This window comes from Synechococcus sp. 60AY4M2 (assembly GCF_002760375.1).
Classification (GTDB): Bacteria; Cyanobacteriota; Cyanobacteriia; order Thermostichales; family Thermostichaceae; genus Thermostichus.
The window spans coordinates 1240458-1254066 of record NZ_AUMZ01000001.1 but is presented as its reverse complement, the minus strand read 5'-3'; the positions used below and the strand labels follow the sequence as shown (position 1 = coordinate 1254066).

Sequence of the window (13609 nt, the reverse complement as noted above, 5' to 3'; positions counted from 1 at the left end):
ACCAAATCATGGGTTCGGCCAAAGAGCAGACGAGATGACAGAAGCAGGGATCCGACGCCTTCCTGCTGAGGTAGCCGCCAAGATGGGGAGCTGGCGGCACGGCTATGCCCTCACCAATGGTATTCAACTGCACTACGTCACCCAGGGGGAAGGGGAGCTGGCCATCTTGCTGCATGGTTTCCCGGAGTTTTGGTACTCCTGGCGGCACCAGATCCCGGTGTTGGCGCAGCGGTTTTGCGTGGTGGCCCCCGATCTACGCGGCTACAACGATTCCGACAAGCCGGATCACGGCTACGACCTAGATACCCTCACGGCGGATGTCCGCGGCCTCCTGGATCACTTTGGGGCCAAGAGGGCGGTAGTGGTGGCCCACGACTGGGGAGGAGCCATTGCCTGGCACTGGGCGCAATTTTTCCCCGACGAGATCCGCAAGCTGGCCGTGCTCAACTCTCCTCACCCAGCTTGCTTTCGCCGGGAGTTCCTGACCAATTTGGACCAGATGCGCCGCAGTTGGTACTTGTTTTTCTTCCAGTTGCCCTGGCTGCCGGAGTGGGTGCTCCAGTGGAACTTGGGCGATTGGGTGCAGCGCATCTTCCGAGAGACCTCGGTGCGCAAGAGTGCCTTCACCCGACACGACCTGAAGATCTACCAAGAGGCTCTCGCCAAACCCAAGGTGCTCACCTCTGCCCTTAACTACTACCGCCACCTGTTTAGCCTGCCCACTCTGCAGAACCTGTTTTTACAGCCCCTGCGGCAGATCCTCGCCCCCACCCTGCTCATTTGGGGAGAGGAAGACTTTGCCCTCAGCCGCGAGCTGACCGAGGGAATGGATCCCTTTTTCCCCAACGGCATTCGCAAAGAATACATCCCCGAGTGCGGCCACTGGGCGCAGCAGGAGGCGCCGCAAACCGTGAATCGGCTGCTGATGGAGTTCCTCTAGGTGTCAAGTTGGGAGAGCTTTACCAGCCCCAGGGGTTCACCCTAGAATAATCCACTGAATTCTAGCAGGGGAAACGGCATGGCCCTGGAGTATCCGCCCCATCTGCGCTATGTGGACACCCACGAGTACATCCGCGTTGAGGATGACATTGCGGTGATTGGGATCACGGCTTATGCCGTCGATCAGCTCGGGGATATTGTCTTTGTCGGCCTGCCCGAGGAAGGAACAGAGATTGAAAAGGGCGAAAGCTTTGGCTCGGTGGAATCCGTTAAGGCGGTCGAGGATCTCTATGCCCCTGTTTCGGGGGAAGTGGTGGCGGTAAACAAAGCGGTGGTGGACAGCCCAGAGAGCATTGCCGACGATCCCTATGGCGATGGCTGGCTGATCAAGGTGCGCATGACCAACCCGGAAGATCTCGACGACACGATGAGCGCCGAGGCCTACGCCAGCTTGGTAGAAGGATCCTAAGCCCTACAGCAACACTTCCCGGTTGCCCCCTTGCATCTTGGCCCGGTAGAGGGCTTGGTCGGCTGCCTCTAGAAAGCTTTGGACGGAAGTTTCTGCTGAAAGGCTGAGCAAAGAGGCGACGCCAATGCTACAGGTGAGGTGGATAACTTCCGCTCCCACCTGCAGAGGGAGGGATTGGACGGCCTGCCGCAGGCGCCCGGCCAACTGCAGGATCTGAGAGTCTGGGATCCCGCGCACCAGGAGAGCAAATTCGTCGCCCCCCATGCGGGCCAGCAGATCCTCTTGGCGAACCTGGTCCTGCAGTTGGCGGGCCACCTGGATCAGGGCTTGATCCCCGGCCAAATGCCCCCAGCGGTCGTTGATGAGCTTGAAGTTGTCCAAGTCCAGGTAAAGCAGGTGGAGGGGAAGGCGATGGCGCAGGGCAAAGGGGATCTCCCACTCCAGCTGTTCTAGAAAAAAACGGCGGTTGTGGAGGCCGGTGAGGGGGTCATAGAGGGCAGCGGCGGCCATCTGGGAAAAGAAAGCCTCCGCCAGCCGGTCATAGTAGGCAAACTGCAGCAGGCTATTTCCCACCTGGATGCGATCCCTATCGGCCAAGGGAAGGCGAGTTACCCTCTGCCAGTTGACATAGGTACCGTTGAGGCTGCCTAGGTCGGTGAGGATGTAGGTTCCCCCTTCTCTCTCCAGCCGACAGTGCTGCCGAGAAACGGCGTGATCCCAGAGCTGAATGTCAGCCTGGGAGCTGCGCCCCACTACCGCTGTTTCCCCCAAGGGAAAGGTCATGCCCATATTGGCCCCCCAGAGCACGGTCAAAAAGGCGCCCACAGGCTCTCTCTCCACTCCCAGCCCATAGCACTCCAGGGAGATGCAGGTGGTCGGCTCTTCGAGAGACAAAGGGTAAGTATCCAAAGTTACAGGGATCCCACCTAGGCAGAGGTTATGGAAGGCTTAAGACGGCCTCTCTCCGTATTATGACGGTTTTGTCGAGCTCTGCCCACCCTCCTGCCTGCCCCGCCAGGACAAGAGGGATCCTCTACTCCAGGCCCAGCCGGCGGCGAAAGTAGGGGATAGTCAGCTCCAGGCCAAGCTGCAGAGGAATCTGGGGATCCCAGCCCAGCAGGGCGCGGGCCTTGCCGATATCGGGCCGGCGCTGCTTGGGATCATCTGTGGGCAGAGGCCGGTGGACGATGGGAGAAGAGCTGCCGGTGAGGGCCAAAATCTGCCGAGCCAACTCTAGAATGGTGACCTCCTGCGGGTTGCCCAGGTTAAAGGGGCCGGGATAAGGGCTGTTCATCAGGCGCACCAGGCCCTCGATGAGGTCGGAGATGTAGCAGAAGCTACGGGTCTGGGAGCCATCTCCATAGACGGTGAGGGGATTCCCGCGCAGCGCCTGGACGATGAAGTTGCTGACCACACGACCATCGTCTTCCCGCATGGCCGGGCCATAGGTGTTGAAGATGCGGGCCACGCGGATCTCGGTTTGGTGTTGCCGCTGCCAGTCAAAGGTTAGGGTTTCGGCCAGGCGCTTGGACTCGTCGTAGCAGGCCCGCGGGCCGATGGGGTTGACATGGCCCCAGTAGTCCTCCGGCTGGGGATGCACCTGGGGATCCCCGTACACTTCCGAAGTGGAGGCTAGGAGGAAGCGGGCCCCCGTCTTTTGGGCCAGCTCCAGCAGGTGGTAGGTGCCCCAGACGCCGGTGCGGATGGTGCGGATGGGATCCGCCTGGTAGTGGGGCGGCGAGGCGGGACAGGCCAGGTGGTAGATTTGCTCAATTCCCGCTTTCTCCAGCTCCGGCGGCAGCGGCTCGGCCACGTCGTGCCACAGCAAGGTCAAGGCAGGGTTGTTGCAGTGGGCCTGCAGGTTCTCCTCCCGCCCCGTGTAGCCGTTGTCGAGGCAGATCACCGTGTGGCCCTCCTGCAGCAGACGGCTGACCAGATGGGAGCCGATAAACCCCAAACCACCCGTAACCAGGATCTTCACCAGCCCACTCCAATCAGGGTAATGCCCGCCTGCTGAACGGCCTGCCGGTCAAGGCAGTTGCGGCCGTCGAGGATGAGGGGCCGCCGCATCAGCTCGGCAAGGCGCCGGTAATCCAGCGACAAAAACTCCGGCCACTCGGTCACCAGCACCAGGGCGTCGCAATCCTGGGCCAGGCGGAACACGTCCGTTTCCACCACCACGTGGGCCAGGCCCTCCCGCATCCCCGAAGCCGACACAATGGGATCATAGGCTTTTACCTTGGCCCCCAGGCGGTGGAGCTGCTCGATGAGGGTCAGGGACGGCGCATCCCGCAGGTCGTCGGTGTGGGGCTTGAAGGTGAGGCCCAGAAGGCCGATGGTCTTGCCCTTGAGCACCTTGAGGGCCTGCTGCAGCTTTTCCAGCAGGCGCTGCCGCTGCTCGCGGTTGACCTCGACGGTGGCCCGCAACAGCTTGGCCTCGTAGCCGTAGTCAGCCGCCGTCTGGATCAAAGCGGCCAGATCCTTGGGAAAGCAGCTCCCTCCCCAGCCTAGACCAGCGTTGAGGAAGGCGCGGCCAATGCGCTTATCGAGGCCAATCCCTTCGGCCACCTGGGTGATGTCGGCGCCAGTGCGCTCGCAGATGTTGGCGATCTCGTTGATGAAGCTGATCTTGGTGGCCAGGAAGGCGTTGGCCGCATATTTGATCATCTCGGCCGAGGCCAGGTCGGTGACCAGCAAGGGCACGGGATCCCCGCCCAAGCCCTGCTGGCGGCTGAGGATGGGCTCGTAAAGCTGCCGCAGGATCTCGACGGCGCGGGGGCTGCTGGAGCCAATCACAATGCGATCCGGGTAGAAGGTATCCTGGATGGCGCTGCCCTCCCGCAAAAACTCGGGGTTGCTGACCACGTCGAAGGGCGGCACCCAGGGAGACTTGTCCAGGGTGGCCAGGGAGGAGGGGGTGGGATCCCCCCCAGCCAGGGCCATCTGTTGGCTGCTTAGGCGCTGCTGGACAGCCTCGGCGGCGCCGTCGAGGATGAGCATGCGCACCCAGTCGCCGGAGCCGATGGGCACGGTGGACTTGTTGACGATGACGCGGTAGCGGTTGTCCAGGTGCTGGCCGATCCCTCGCGCCACGGCCTCTACGTAGCGCAGGTCTGGCTCGCCGCTGGGCAAAGCCGGGGTGCCCACGGCAATGAAGATCACTTCGCTGGCCTTCACCCCCAGGCCCAGGTCGGTGGTAAAGTGCAGCCGGCCAGCCTCGGCGCCTTCCCGCACCAGCTCTTCCAGGCCGGGCTCGTAGATGGGCAGACGACCTCGCTGCAGGTTTTCGATTTTGACAGGGTTGTTGTCTATACAAATAACGCTGTGGCCCAGGTGGGCCAGACAGGCGCCGGTTACCAACCCCACATAGCCAGCTCCCACGACCGCCATGTCCATGGCCGCCTCCCCCTCGCGTCGGTGCTTGGTTCTAAAATACCCCGCCGGCCCGCATTTCCTATCCCCTCGAAGAAGGTCGGCCCCTAGGGGGAGTCGGTGGCAAAATAAAGCTGAACCGGCTTGGTCTGAGGCTCCCCAGCGGTGAGCTTCCCCGATTCTGCTGCCATAGCCAGCCGCCGTCAGCGCCAGGTGCAGAGGGTGCTCTATGTCACCCTGGGGCTCAATCTTTTGGTGTTTTCGGTCAAGTTGATCCTGGGATTGGCGACGGGATCCCTCAGCTTGGTGGCCGATGCCCTGCACAGTGTTACCGACAGCGCCAGCAACATTCTTGCCCTGCTGGCAGCCCGCTTTTCCTCGCCAGAGCCGGACGAAGACCATCCCTATGGCCGCAGCAAGTTTGAGGCCATTGGAGCGCTGGGGATCGCCGCCTTTTTGGGAGTGGCCAGCTTCGAGATCCTCAGCGCAGCGGTGGGGCGGTTTTTTGCACCCCAGCCGCCGCAGCTCCGGATCGAGGGGTTGACCTTGACGCTGATGCTGGGCGTGCTGGGGATCAACCTCTTCGTGGCCGTCTATGAACGTTTCTGGGGCAGGGCGCTGGCCAGCTCGCTGCTCTTGGCCGATGCCCGCCATACCCTCAGCGATGTCTGGGTAACCCTGACGGTATTGCTGGGTCTGGCCGGGATCCACTTCTGGGGGATCCCTTGGCTGGACCAGGTGCTGGCGGTGCCGGTGGGGCTGCTGGTGTTCTGGAGCGGCTGGGAAGTGCTGCGGGAAAACGTTCCCTTCTTAACCGACCGGGTGGCTATCCCCCCCAAAACCTTGCGGGAGCTGGTTCTCAGCCTGCCCGGGATCCTCGACTGCCACGACATCACCTCCCGCGGCATCCCGGGGCAGATGATCTTTATCGAAATGCACATGGTGGTGGAGCCGCTGGATGTGGAGTCGGCCCATCGCCTTACCGAAGCGGTGGAGCAACTGCTGCAGCAGCGCTACGGGCCGGTGCGGGTCACCATCCACCTGGAGCCCTACTCCCACATCGAGGGATCCCGTTCCTAGCCACAATGGGCCTTGCATTCCTTGCTCTGCGTGGGTTTAATGGGGGTAGATTTCCCCCTTCGGGGGGGTTCCTAGAAAGTGGAAAGAAAGTGGAAAGAAAGTGGAAAGCCCGTCCTCATAGCCAAAAGCTCGGTAGTAGCGGGGAAACTCTGCCAATGCCTCGGGCTGGGGCACGTCGTGGTTGCCGGGCACCACAAAAGCCGGAAAAGGTAAACGGGCCAGCCGCTCTGCCAACCAAGCGTGGTTTTCTGGCTCCCCGTGCTGGGTCAGATCCCTCGGCAGCAGCAAAAAATCCAAGAGCAACTGCATCCGGTGTTGCAAAACCTGCTCCAGAGCCGGGATGCTTAGCTTCACCAAATGAAACCGGTTGAGATGATCCCAAAGGACAGATCCGGCGCAAGGCCCGATTGCCCCTGGGGGGATTCCGGTCTTTTGGCAGAGGATCTCCGGGATAACCTCGGCAAGGCCACCTTACAGGTGACGGCTGGGGAGGCCGACGGGGAGCAAATCGAGCTGAAAAAGCCCAATCTCTAACTCTGATTACCAACTTCGGCCGCGAGCCGGAGCAGCCTCAGCAGCCGAAGCCCACCCTGCCTGGGATTAGGGCCGGCTCTAACAGCAAGGGCTAGAAAGTGCCTCGGGATCTCGATCCACCACGTCGGGATCCTGTTGTGCTGAGCCGGCAGAGGGAAGGGAACCCGAGGTTTTACCGGAGTGAAGTGGGCTACCTCGCCTCTAAAGCTGTGTTAAGATTTTGCGTAACTTCAAGAGAGCTGGCGCCTTTCAGATCCGGTAGGGGATTTCGTCAGCGGTGCGTAGCACTATGGGCAAGGTTTTGGTTTTAAATGCCTCCTACGAGCCGCTCAACATCACCAGTTGGCGCAGAGCTGTTGTCCTTTTGCTCAAGGGCAAGGCCGAGCAAATCGAGCACAATGGCAAAGTAGTCTACGGCAACATCCCTCTGCCCACCGTCATCCGCCTGCGCCACTACGTTCACGTTCCCCACAAGGAGATCCCCCTGACGCGGCGCAATGTCCTCTACCGCGATGGGCACCGCTGCCAGTACTGCGGCTGTTACGGCGAAGACCTAACCCTGGATCACGTGATCCCGCGCTCCCGCGGCGGTGAAGATACCTGGGAGAATGTAGTCAGCGCCTGTGTGCGCTGCAACGTGAAAAAAGGGAATCGCACCCCTTGGGAGGCCGGCATGCCCTTGCTCCGCCAGCCCCGCCGCCCCCACAGCACCCTTTACTTTGAAATCTCCAAAGCCGTCGGCAGCGGATCCCATCGGGAATGGCTGAAGTACGCCATCGGCCTGGAAGGGGATCCGCCGCCGGAGCTGGCAGTCAAGCCCGCCTAGCTCCCAAGGCTAAGGATGCAGGTCTGAGACCGGCGCTGCTTTGGAAAGGGGAGGAGAGGTGGTGGCCGGGATCCCCAGCTCGATCCAGCGATGGATCAGGGCGTTGACCTCTTCGGGGCGCTCATCGTGAGGGCAGTGGCCGGCCTCCAGGAAGTATTCCACCGCCTGAGGGTAGTGAGCCCGGTAGAGCTTAGAGCGCTCGCGGACCCGCATCCAGGGATCCCGTTCGCCCCAAATCAACAACAGGGGGCGCACCAAGCTGCGCAGCAGCTCGTCCACATAGCGCCCCTTCTGCCCGCCCCGCATCAGGGCCACGAACACATCGGCAGCCCCCGGATCCCGCGTGGGGCGATGAATGTCTTCCACCAGTTGATCCGTCACTGCCGCCGGGTCGTAATAGACCTGCTTCAGCTTGGAGCGAATCACCCGCGGCTGCCGCAAATACTGAAACAATAGGTAAGACACCAGGCGCTGGCGCAGGCCCCAGCCTACCAGGCCACCCAGCCATTGCCGCCAGCCAGATGGGGATCCCTTAACCGTGGAAAAGCCGCCTGCCCCGTTAAGCAGCACCACCCCCCGCACCCACTCCGGCCACTCTGCCGCCAGGCTGAGCACCACATAGCCGCCCAGGGAGTTGCCAATGGCCACCACAGGCCGCCGGATCACCTGTTGACAGAAATCCCGCAGTTGATCCCGCCAGATCTCGGCGCGATAGTCCCAGTTGGGCTTGGCCGAACGGCCAAAGCCGAGCAAATCGATGGCATAGACCTGGTAGTGTTGAGCCAATTCGGGAATGTTTTTACGCCAGTGGTCGGTGGAAGCCCCAAAGCCGTGCACCAAAAGCAAAGGCTGCCCCTGCTCGCCCTGTTTGACGTAATGGACGGATTGCCCCCGCCAAATCCAGCGTGCCGAGATAGGAGTGGCCGATGCCGATGTTGAAGCCATAGAGGTCGCTTGTAAGCTTTTGTTATTTCTTATTCTAGATTCTTTTAGATTCTGCTCGGCCGACTCTGGAGCTGTAGGCGAGCAGCGTATCCTAAACACGGATTGGACTCGCAGCATGATCGCGTTTTTGAGCGGCCACCTCGTCGCCATCGAATGGGGAGAGCGCAGTAGCCTCACCGTTGAGGTGCAGGGGATCGGCTATCGGGTCAAGGCCCCGGCGCGTTTTCTCAAGCAACTGCCCCCCATCGGAGAGCCCGTGCGGGTGTTTACCCACTTGGTGGTGCGAGAGACCGAGCTGGTGTTGTACGGGTTTGGCTCGCCAGCCGAGCGCGATGTGTTTGTGGAGCTCATCAAAGTTTCGGGGGTGGGGCCGGCTTTGGGCTTGGCTCTGCTGAATACCTTCGGCCTGCCGGAGCTGGTTCAGGCAGTGGTGACCGAAAACGTGCGCCTACTTTCCCTCACGCCAGGGGTAGGGCACAAAACGGCCCAACGGCTAGCCTTGGAGCTGAAAACCAAGCTGGCCCACTGGCGACAAGGCCTGGAGAACGCCGATCGCCCCCTGGCCGGCGGGCCGCCTCCGGCCATCCGGGAAGAGGTGGAAATGGCCTTGCTGGCCCTCGGCTACAGCCTCCAAGAAATTCAAGCGGCCCTGCAAGCTTTGCCCTCCCAACCCCGCCCAACGGAAGAGTGGCTGCGGGATGCCATCACCTACCTCAGCCGGCAGCCATGAGCCCTCCGGATCCCCAGCAGCGCCGCATTGGCATTCTGGGCGGCACCTTCAACCCCGTCCACCACGGCCATCTGATCATGGCGGAGCAGGCCCTCTGGCAGTTCAACCTGGATCAGGTGCTGTGGATGCCGGCAGGGGATCCTCCCCACAAGCCCTTGGCCGCCGGCGCCAGCAAAGCCGATCGCCTGGCCATGGTGAAGCTGGCCATTGCCGACCACGAGCGCTTTGCCTGCTCCGACCTGGAGATCCGCCGTCCCGGCCCCTCCTACACCATCGAGACGCTGCGCAGCCTGATGCAAGAGCAGCCGGATACCCAGTGGTATTGGATTATCGGCGTGGATGCCCTGCGGGATCTGCCCCAGTGGTACCAGGCGGAAGAATTGGCCCGCCTCTGCCATTGGATTGTTGCCCCCCGTATCGATGCCGGCGACGCCGCCCAAGTGCTGCGGTCGGTGGCCGCAAAGCTGCCCATCCGGGCAGCAATCCTGGACGCCCCCACCCTAACGCTCTCTTCCACCTACCTGCGCCAGCAAATCCAAAAGGGGGGATCCATCCGCTACCTGGTGCCCCCTGCTGTGGAGCACTACATTCGCCAACACCGGCTCTACCTCAACCCTTGAAGAAAAAAAGAGGAGGGATCCCTCCTCTCCGATAAACCCGTTCACTAGAGCAACAGCCCGCCCAACTTTTTCCCAGCCAGGAGGGGCTGAAGAGAGGCTGTTTCGCTGAAAGTAGGAAGGCTTGTCTCAAATGAAAATTGCAACCCAACCTGCCGATGGCTTAGTAAGCCAAGCCCATGCTGCGGGTGGTTTCGGGGCCAAGGTAGACGCGGATGCTCAAGAAGTCCGTGGGGCAGGCAGTCTCACAGCGTTTGCAGCCAACACAGTCTTCGGTGCGGGGGGCTGCGGCAATCATGCCGGCCTTGTTGTTCCCCTTCCAGGGCACCATTTCCAACACATCAGTAGGGCAGGCCCGCACACACTGAGTACAGCCGATGCAGGTGTCGTAGATCTTGACCGTGTGAGCCATTAGCGTTCTCCAGTCGAGCTGTTTGAAAGATTAAAAAAAGGTTTACCGAAGGGCGTGGCAGCAACACCACTGCACGGGTGCCTTCAGTGTACTGTAGTCCTGCCAAACCACCCCGAACTGCGATCCAAATGTTCAGACAAATTTACATCCCCAGGGATCCCTTGCCGCGCCGACGGGAAGGTCGCCCTCGCGGTTGGGCTAGGATTGCCTGAGGAAGGACAGGGCAAGGATCCTACGAATGGGACGCTCGCTGCGGAATTGGAGAAGGCAAACTCGAAGCCAAATGCACCGCCTGGGGCCCGTTTTGGCCGGCATTCTCCAGGAAATCTATGCGGAGAACATACCTCGCCTGCGCCGCTGGGATCGGCAGCTCACCGACTGGGTGTACAGGCGTGGCTGGAGGGTGGATCCTTCCTTGCCCAAGGTGGCCATCTACGTGTTGGGCGCAGTGGTGATCCTGGCGATTCCAATTCTCACCTTGGCAGTTTTAGTGGCTCTCGCGGCCTTTCTTGCCATCCAAATAGCCCAAAAGTGGCCCCAGGAAGCCCGCCGTTATCTTCCCAGCGCCGACGAGGAAGACGACTCCGATCCCCGCCAAGGGGACTGGGACTATTGACAGGCTAGCCGTCCCTGCCCTAAAGCGGGGCATCGCCCTCGGGCGGACGGGGCGAGTCTTTTTGGCTGCTAAGGCGCTGCTTCATCCGTCTGACCAGCTTTTGCTGGGAGTGGCTTTCCAGCCTGTTGAGGCCGAGGGCGCCGGCCAGGATCCCTAACTGTAAGGCCAAGCTGGGCAGGGTGGTCTCCAGATCCCGCCCTGCCAAGGCTCGAAAGAAAAATACAAATGCCCCGATGGTGGCCGAAAAACCCACCGCCAGGTAGACAAAGCGCCGCAGACTGCGGTAAGGGGCGGCCAGTTCCGTGAGCAGCCTCACCCGATCTGCCGCTGGATCCCGACCTGGGGGCAGGGGCGAGCCAGGTTTTGGGGAAGGTTTGGGCTCCGATGTTGCCACGGCTACACCTCCTCGGGCAATAGTAGGGGATCCCGGCCAGAAATCGCCGCCAAGCTTTCCTCGGCAGCCCGACAGGCAGCCAGAATATCTTGCTCTTCCCCGCCCAAGTAGACGCGGCCAAAGCTGCCAAAGGGCATCACTTCGAGGATGTTGATGCGGGCCGATTTTTCTGCCTCGTTGGCGGCCAGGGGGGCATAGCCTGCCGGCTGCACCTCCAGGATGTAGAGGGTTTGGCCGGCTAGGAGCATCTGGCCGCGGCGGAAACGGTTGATCAACTGGGTTTGGTGGGGATCGATGTTGCGAATGATCTGGCTGGAGATGATGCGCGGCCTGAGGCGCTCCTTTTCGCTCACCCCCAAAGCCGCCAGGATGGCCCGACCGGCAGTGCGGGTATCCCCCTGGTTGCTGGAGTGTACCTCCAAAAGGCCGTAGAGGCGCTCCACCACCTGCAGCCCCGGCCTTACCGAGGTGGCTTTGAGGGCGATGTCCATAACGCGGTTGATCTCGATGCCGGGGGAAATCTCGACCCAGAGGGAAGTATCCCCTGGCAGAGGCAAAAAGCCCTGGGCCACCGTGCCCAGATAAGCAGCGTACTGGGGCTGGAGCCGATCCAAAAACACGTAACTGCGCAGGTCAATCCCCAAAGGAGTTCTCCCCCCTGTCTGTTGGGCTGGGTTGGACGTCGGACGACGGGGCCGGCATTCCTCCCTTTCTAGTCTCACGCCATCTCTTGGCTTTTGGGGAGAACAGCAGTTCGGTATCCCAACTTTCCCCTGCTACAGGTCACCCTGAGCCACTACCTTCACCGTTGTCAAGGCTTCCAGGTCGATGGGCCCGCGCACGTGCAGCCGCTGGGTGGAAATGCCCAAAGACAGGTCGCGAAACGCTCCCAAGGTGGGGATCCCGGCTCCCCGGCCTGCCGAGAGGGGAGAGGTGTTGATGTGGATCAGGGCGGCATCCACCTCCTGGAGAAAGCGCTGGGCTGCCGATTGGCTGTCGGTGAGGATCGTCTCCGATTGACGACAGCCATTTTTGTTGATCCAGGCGATCGCCTCCGTCAGGTCGGCAACGGGCTGGAGGCGCAGATGAGGCCGTTCTGTGGAGTCAAAGCCTTCCCCCAGCGGCTGAAGCTGGGGGAATCGCTCCAGAATGGGGGCTGCTGCCTGTATATCGATCCCTTGACCCAGCAAGTCTTCAATCAGGGCGGTCAGATGATGGGCGGCCCAATCGGTGTGGATCAGCAGCCAAAGGGTGAGGGGCTGATAGATCGGGATCCCTTCTGGGCCATAGCGAGCCAAGGGATCCAACAAAACCGACTTCACCAAAGGCCAAGGAGCGGTGCGATCCACATAGATGTGGCCGTACCCCAGATGCGTGACCAGAGTCGGCACTTTGCTGGCCTGCAACAGGAACTCCACCCAGCCGGGGCGACCGCAGGGGATCACCAGATCCACATAGCGGGTTTGCTGCAACAACAGCAACAGTGGGGAATCGGCCTGGGGATCGGTCGCTTGGTCTTGGGCGGGGAGGGTTTGAATGGCCCCTTCCGGGATCCCGTGCTCGTAGGCGGTCTCTGCCAACAGGTTGACCAGGGCCTGATGGGTTTTCTGGATGGGGCCGCTGCCGGCCAAGATCACGCCATTGCTCGTCTTGAGACACATGCCAATGCCATTCAAGGCAAACTCGGGGTAGATCTCGTAGACCAAGGCGATCAGCCCCAAAGGGACGCGGTAGCGGCCAATAAACAGCCCGTTGTCCTGACGGCACCCCCTCTCCAGGCTCCCGATGGGATCCGGCTGTTGGGCCAGGAGAGCAAGCAACTGGGCGGATCGCTGCAGGCGCTCGGGGGTAAGCTTGAGGCCGTTGAGGATCCACTCCGGCAGGGTTTGCTCGCGGCAGCTTTCCAGGTCGAGGGTATTGGCCTCCAACAGCAGATCGGAGCGCTCCAGCAAACGGCGCGAGAGAGCCAGCAGGGCCTGGCGTTTGGTTTCGCCGCTCAAGCGCTGGAGCTGAGGCAGCAAGCGGCGCACCTGGCGCAGGGTGGTGCTGAGGTCAAAGGCTGAACCAAAATCGGTCACTCGCTTCCCTCCTGCCCGGCTGACCGACGACAGACCTGCTCCTGACCACTGCTAACAAGAAATGGCTAGATCCACAAGGGCTGAAACTAGGGATCCCTGGCAACGATCCCAAGCATCTCAAGGCCGCCGCAGCAGCAGGATCGCCGTCACCATCAACAGCGTCAGCAACAGGCAAAGAATCAGGAACCAACTGAGCAACTGGGCTTGGCTGGGGAAGAGCAACACGCCCAGAAACCCCACCGCCAAAGCAACCCCCAGGCTGAGGGTGAGGCCCAAGAGCGCAGATCCCTGGAAAGTGCTTTGCCGGTGCAACACCCACTGATGGCCGTTCCAGAACCAGATTTTACGGTAGGGGTAGGAGACGGCCAGTTGCTCAATGTGCAAACGGTCGGGGGTGATGGCGAAAATATGCTGGCAACGGCTGCAGCCAAAAGCCTCAGTCAGGGTAATCAGGCGCAACTGACCTTGGTGGCAACAGGGGCAGGGGTAAATTTTGGTGGGCTCGATGGGCTGAGCCACTCGCAGGGACGATTTCTGCCGAGGCCACTTGTGGGGAGAGGAAAACGCCACAGCTCTCAGTCGGTGAGAAGTCGGGAT

The 13609-nt window shown here is 61.4% G+C and carries 17 protein-coding genes; 7 read left to right on the top strand and 10 right to left on the bottom strand.

All coding sequences use genetic code 11. From position 1 onward, the window contains the following. Positions 1-34: 34 nt before the first annotated feature. The gene (locus SYN60AY4M2_RS05490; RefSeq protein ID WP_099812457.1) at positions 35-940 is read left to right on the top strand and encodes an alpha/beta hydrolase; all 906 of its coding nucleotides are present in this window, start codon (positions 35-37) and stop codon (positions 938-940) included. 78 nt (positions 941-1018) lie between these two features. After that, positions 1019-1408 carry a glycine cleavage system protein GcvH gene (gene gcvH, locus SYN60AY4M2_RS05485; RefSeq protein WP_099812456.1) on the top strand — a complete coding sequence of 130 codons (390 nt, stop codon included), beginning with the start codon at positions 1019-1021 and terminating at the stop codon, positions 1406-1408. A 3-nt stretch (positions 1409-1411) separates the two neighbouring features. On the opposite strand, the gene SYN60AY4M2_RS05480 is transcribed toward gcvH, so the two are convergent. From SYN60AY4M2_RS05480 to SYN60AY4M2_RS05470, 3 genes are all read right to left on the bottom strand, one after another. Continuing rightward, positions 1412-2302: a GGDEF domain-containing protein gene (locus SYN60AY4M2_RS05480; protein WP_240527740.1), complete on the bottom strand. Its 891-nt coding sequence runs from the start codon at positions 2300-2302 to the stop codon at positions 1412-1414. 139 nt (positions 2303-2441) lie between these two features. After that, the gene (locus tag SYN60AY4M2_RS05475; RefSeq protein WP_099812455.1) at positions 2442-3389 is read right to left on the bottom strand and encodes a UDP-glucuronic acid decarboxylase family protein; all 948 of its coding nucleotides are present in this window, start codon (positions 3387-3389) and stop codon (positions 2442-2444) included. Beyond that, complete coding sequence (locus SYN60AY4M2_RS05470; protein ID WP_099812454.1) at positions 3386-4804, bottom strand: UDP-glucose/GDP-mannose dehydrogenase family protein; 1419 nt, start codon at positions 4802-4804, stop codon at positions 3386-3388. The genes SYN60AY4M2_RS05475 and SYN60AY4M2_RS05470 overlap by 4 nt, the downstream gene beginning before the upstream one ends. A 141-nt stretch (positions 4805-4945) precedes the next feature. Here SYN60AY4M2_RS05470 and SYN60AY4M2_RS05465 point away from each other — a divergent pair, with 141 nt between their 5' ends. Further along, complete coding sequence (locus SYN60AY4M2_RS05465; protein ID WP_011429393.1) at positions 4946-5860, top strand: cation diffusion facilitator family transporter; 915 nt, start codon at positions 4946-4948, stop codon at positions 5858-5860. A gap of 36 nt (positions 5861-5896) precedes the next feature. Here SYN60AY4M2_RS05465 and SYN60AY4M2_RS05460 read toward each other — a convergent pair whose 3' ends face one another. After that, entirely contained in the window at positions 5897-6214 is a 318-nt protein-coding gene (locus tag SYN60AY4M2_RS05460) for a metallophosphoesterase (RefSeq protein ID WP_240527739.1), read from the bottom strand. A 469-nt stretch (positions 6215-6683) separates the two neighbouring features. Between SYN60AY4M2_RS05460 and SYN60AY4M2_RS05455 the strand changes: the two genes are divergently transcribed. Beyond that, positions 6684-7220, top strand: coding sequence for an HNH endonuclease (locus SYN60AY4M2_RS05455; RefSeq protein WP_099812453.1), 537 nt, complete (start codon positions 6684-6686; stop codon positions 7218-7220). A gap of 9 nt (positions 7221-7229) precedes the next feature. On the opposite strand, the gene SYN60AY4M2_RS05450 is transcribed toward SYN60AY4M2_RS05455, so the two are convergent. After that, on the bottom strand, positions 7230-8165 hold the full coding sequence (locus SYN60AY4M2_RS05450; RefSeq protein ID WP_011429396.1) for an alpha/beta fold hydrolase: 936 nt from the start codon (positions 8163-8165) through the stop codon (positions 7230-7232). A 115-nt stretch (positions 8166-8280) separates the two neighbouring features. Between SYN60AY4M2_RS05450 and ruvA the strand changes: the two genes are divergently transcribed. Both ruvA and nadD read left to right on the top strand, forming a co-directional pair. Beyond that, a complete protein-coding gene (gene ruvA, locus SYN60AY4M2_RS05445) occupies positions 8281-8895 on the top strand; it encodes a Holliday junction branch migration protein RuvA (protein WP_011429397.1) in 615 nt (204 codons plus the stop codon). Beyond that, complete coding sequence (nadD, locus tag SYN60AY4M2_RS05440; protein WP_099812452.1) at positions 8892-9515, top strand: nicotinate-nucleotide adenylyltransferase; 624 nt, start codon at positions 8892-8894, stop codon at positions 9513-9515. Before ruvA ends, nadD begins: the two co-directional genes overlap by 4 nt. Before the next feature lie 160 nt (positions 9516-9675). Here the strand turns inward: nadD and psaC are convergent, their stop codons facing one another. Then, positions 9676-9924, bottom strand: coding sequence for a photosystem I iron-sulfur center protein PsaC (gene psaC / locus SYN60AY4M2_RS05435; RefSeq protein WP_011429399.1), 249 nt, complete (start codon positions 9922-9924; stop codon positions 9676-9678). Between the two features lie 238 nt (positions 9925-10162). Here psaC and SYN60AY4M2_RS05430 point away from each other — a divergent pair, with 238 nt between their 5' ends. Then, complete coding sequence (locus tag SYN60AY4M2_RS05430; protein WP_011429400.1) at positions 10163-10540, top strand: hypothetical protein; 378 nt, start codon at positions 10163-10165, stop codon at positions 10538-10540. A 19-nt stretch (positions 10541-10559) separates the two neighbouring features. On the opposite strand, the gene SYN60AY4M2_RS05425 is transcribed toward SYN60AY4M2_RS05430, so the two are convergent. The 4 genes from SYN60AY4M2_RS05425 to SYN60AY4M2_RS05410 all read right to left on the bottom strand — a co-directional run bounded on the left by SYN60AY4M2_RS05425 (position 10560) and on the right by SYN60AY4M2_RS05410 (position 13582). Further along, a complete protein-coding gene (locus SYN60AY4M2_RS05425; protein WP_011429401.1) occupies positions 10560-10934 on the bottom strand; it encodes a DUF3493 domain-containing protein in 375 nt (124 codons plus the stop codon). Positions 10935-10936: 2 nt separating this feature from the next. Beyond that, positions 10937-11578 (bottom strand): hypothetical protein, encoded by a 642-nt coding sequence (locus tag SYN60AY4M2_RS05420; RefSeq protein WP_011429402.1) that lies wholly within the window; start codon positions 11576-11578, stop codon positions 10937-10939. 132 nt (positions 11579-11710) lie between these two features. Next, positions 11711-13012, bottom strand: a complete 1302-nt coding sequence (locus tag SYN60AY4M2_RS05415; RefSeq protein WP_011429403.1) for a gamma-glutamyl-phosphate reductase — start codon at positions 13010-13012, stop codon at positions 11711-11713. Positions 13013-13129: 117 nt separating this feature from the next. After that, a complete protein-coding gene (locus SYN60AY4M2_RS05410; RefSeq protein WP_011429404.1) occupies positions 13130-13582 on the bottom strand; it encodes a hypothetical protein in 453 nt (150 codons plus the stop codon). Positions 13583-13609 lie beyond the last annotated feature (27 nt).

Bases quoted from the DNA above. Each gene is read 5' to 3' on its own strand.
- SYN60AY4M2_RS05490 (WP_099812457.1), top strand. From the start codon at position 35: ATGACAGAAGCAGGGATCCGACGCCTTCCTGCTGAGGTAGCCGCCAAG.
- gcvH (WP_099812456.1), top strand. From the start codon at position 1,019: ATGGCCCTGGAGTATCCGCCCCATCTGCGCTATGTGGACACCCACGAG.
- SYN60AY4M2_RS05470 (WP_099812454.1), bottom strand. From the start codon at position 4,804: ATGGACATGGCGGTCGTGGGAGCTGGCTATGTGGGGTTGGTAACCGGC.
- SYN60AY4M2_RS05455 (WP_099812453.1), top strand. From the start codon at position 6,684: ATGGGCAAGGTTTTGGTTTTAAATGCCTCCTACGAGCCGCTCAACATC.
- SYN60AY4M2_RS05450 (WP_011429396.1), bottom strand. From the start codon at position 8,165: ATGGCTTCAACATCGGCATCGGCCACTCCTATCTCGGCACGCTGGATT.
- ruvA (WP_011429397.1), top strand. From the start codon at position 8,281: ATGATCGCGTTTTTGAGCGGCCACCTCGTCGCCATCGAATGGGGAGAG.
- nadD (WP_099812452.1), top strand. From the start codon at position 8,892: ATGAGCCCTCCGGATCCCCAGCAGCGCCGCATTGGCATTCTGGGCGGC.
- psaC (WP_011429399.1), bottom strand. From the start codon at position 9,924: ATGGCTCACACGGTCAAGATCTACGACACCTGCATCGGCTGTACTCAG.
- SYN60AY4M2_RS05430 (WP_011429400.1), top strand. From the start codon at position 10,163: ATGGGACGCTCGCTGCGGAATTGGAGAAGGCAAACTCGAAGCCAAATG.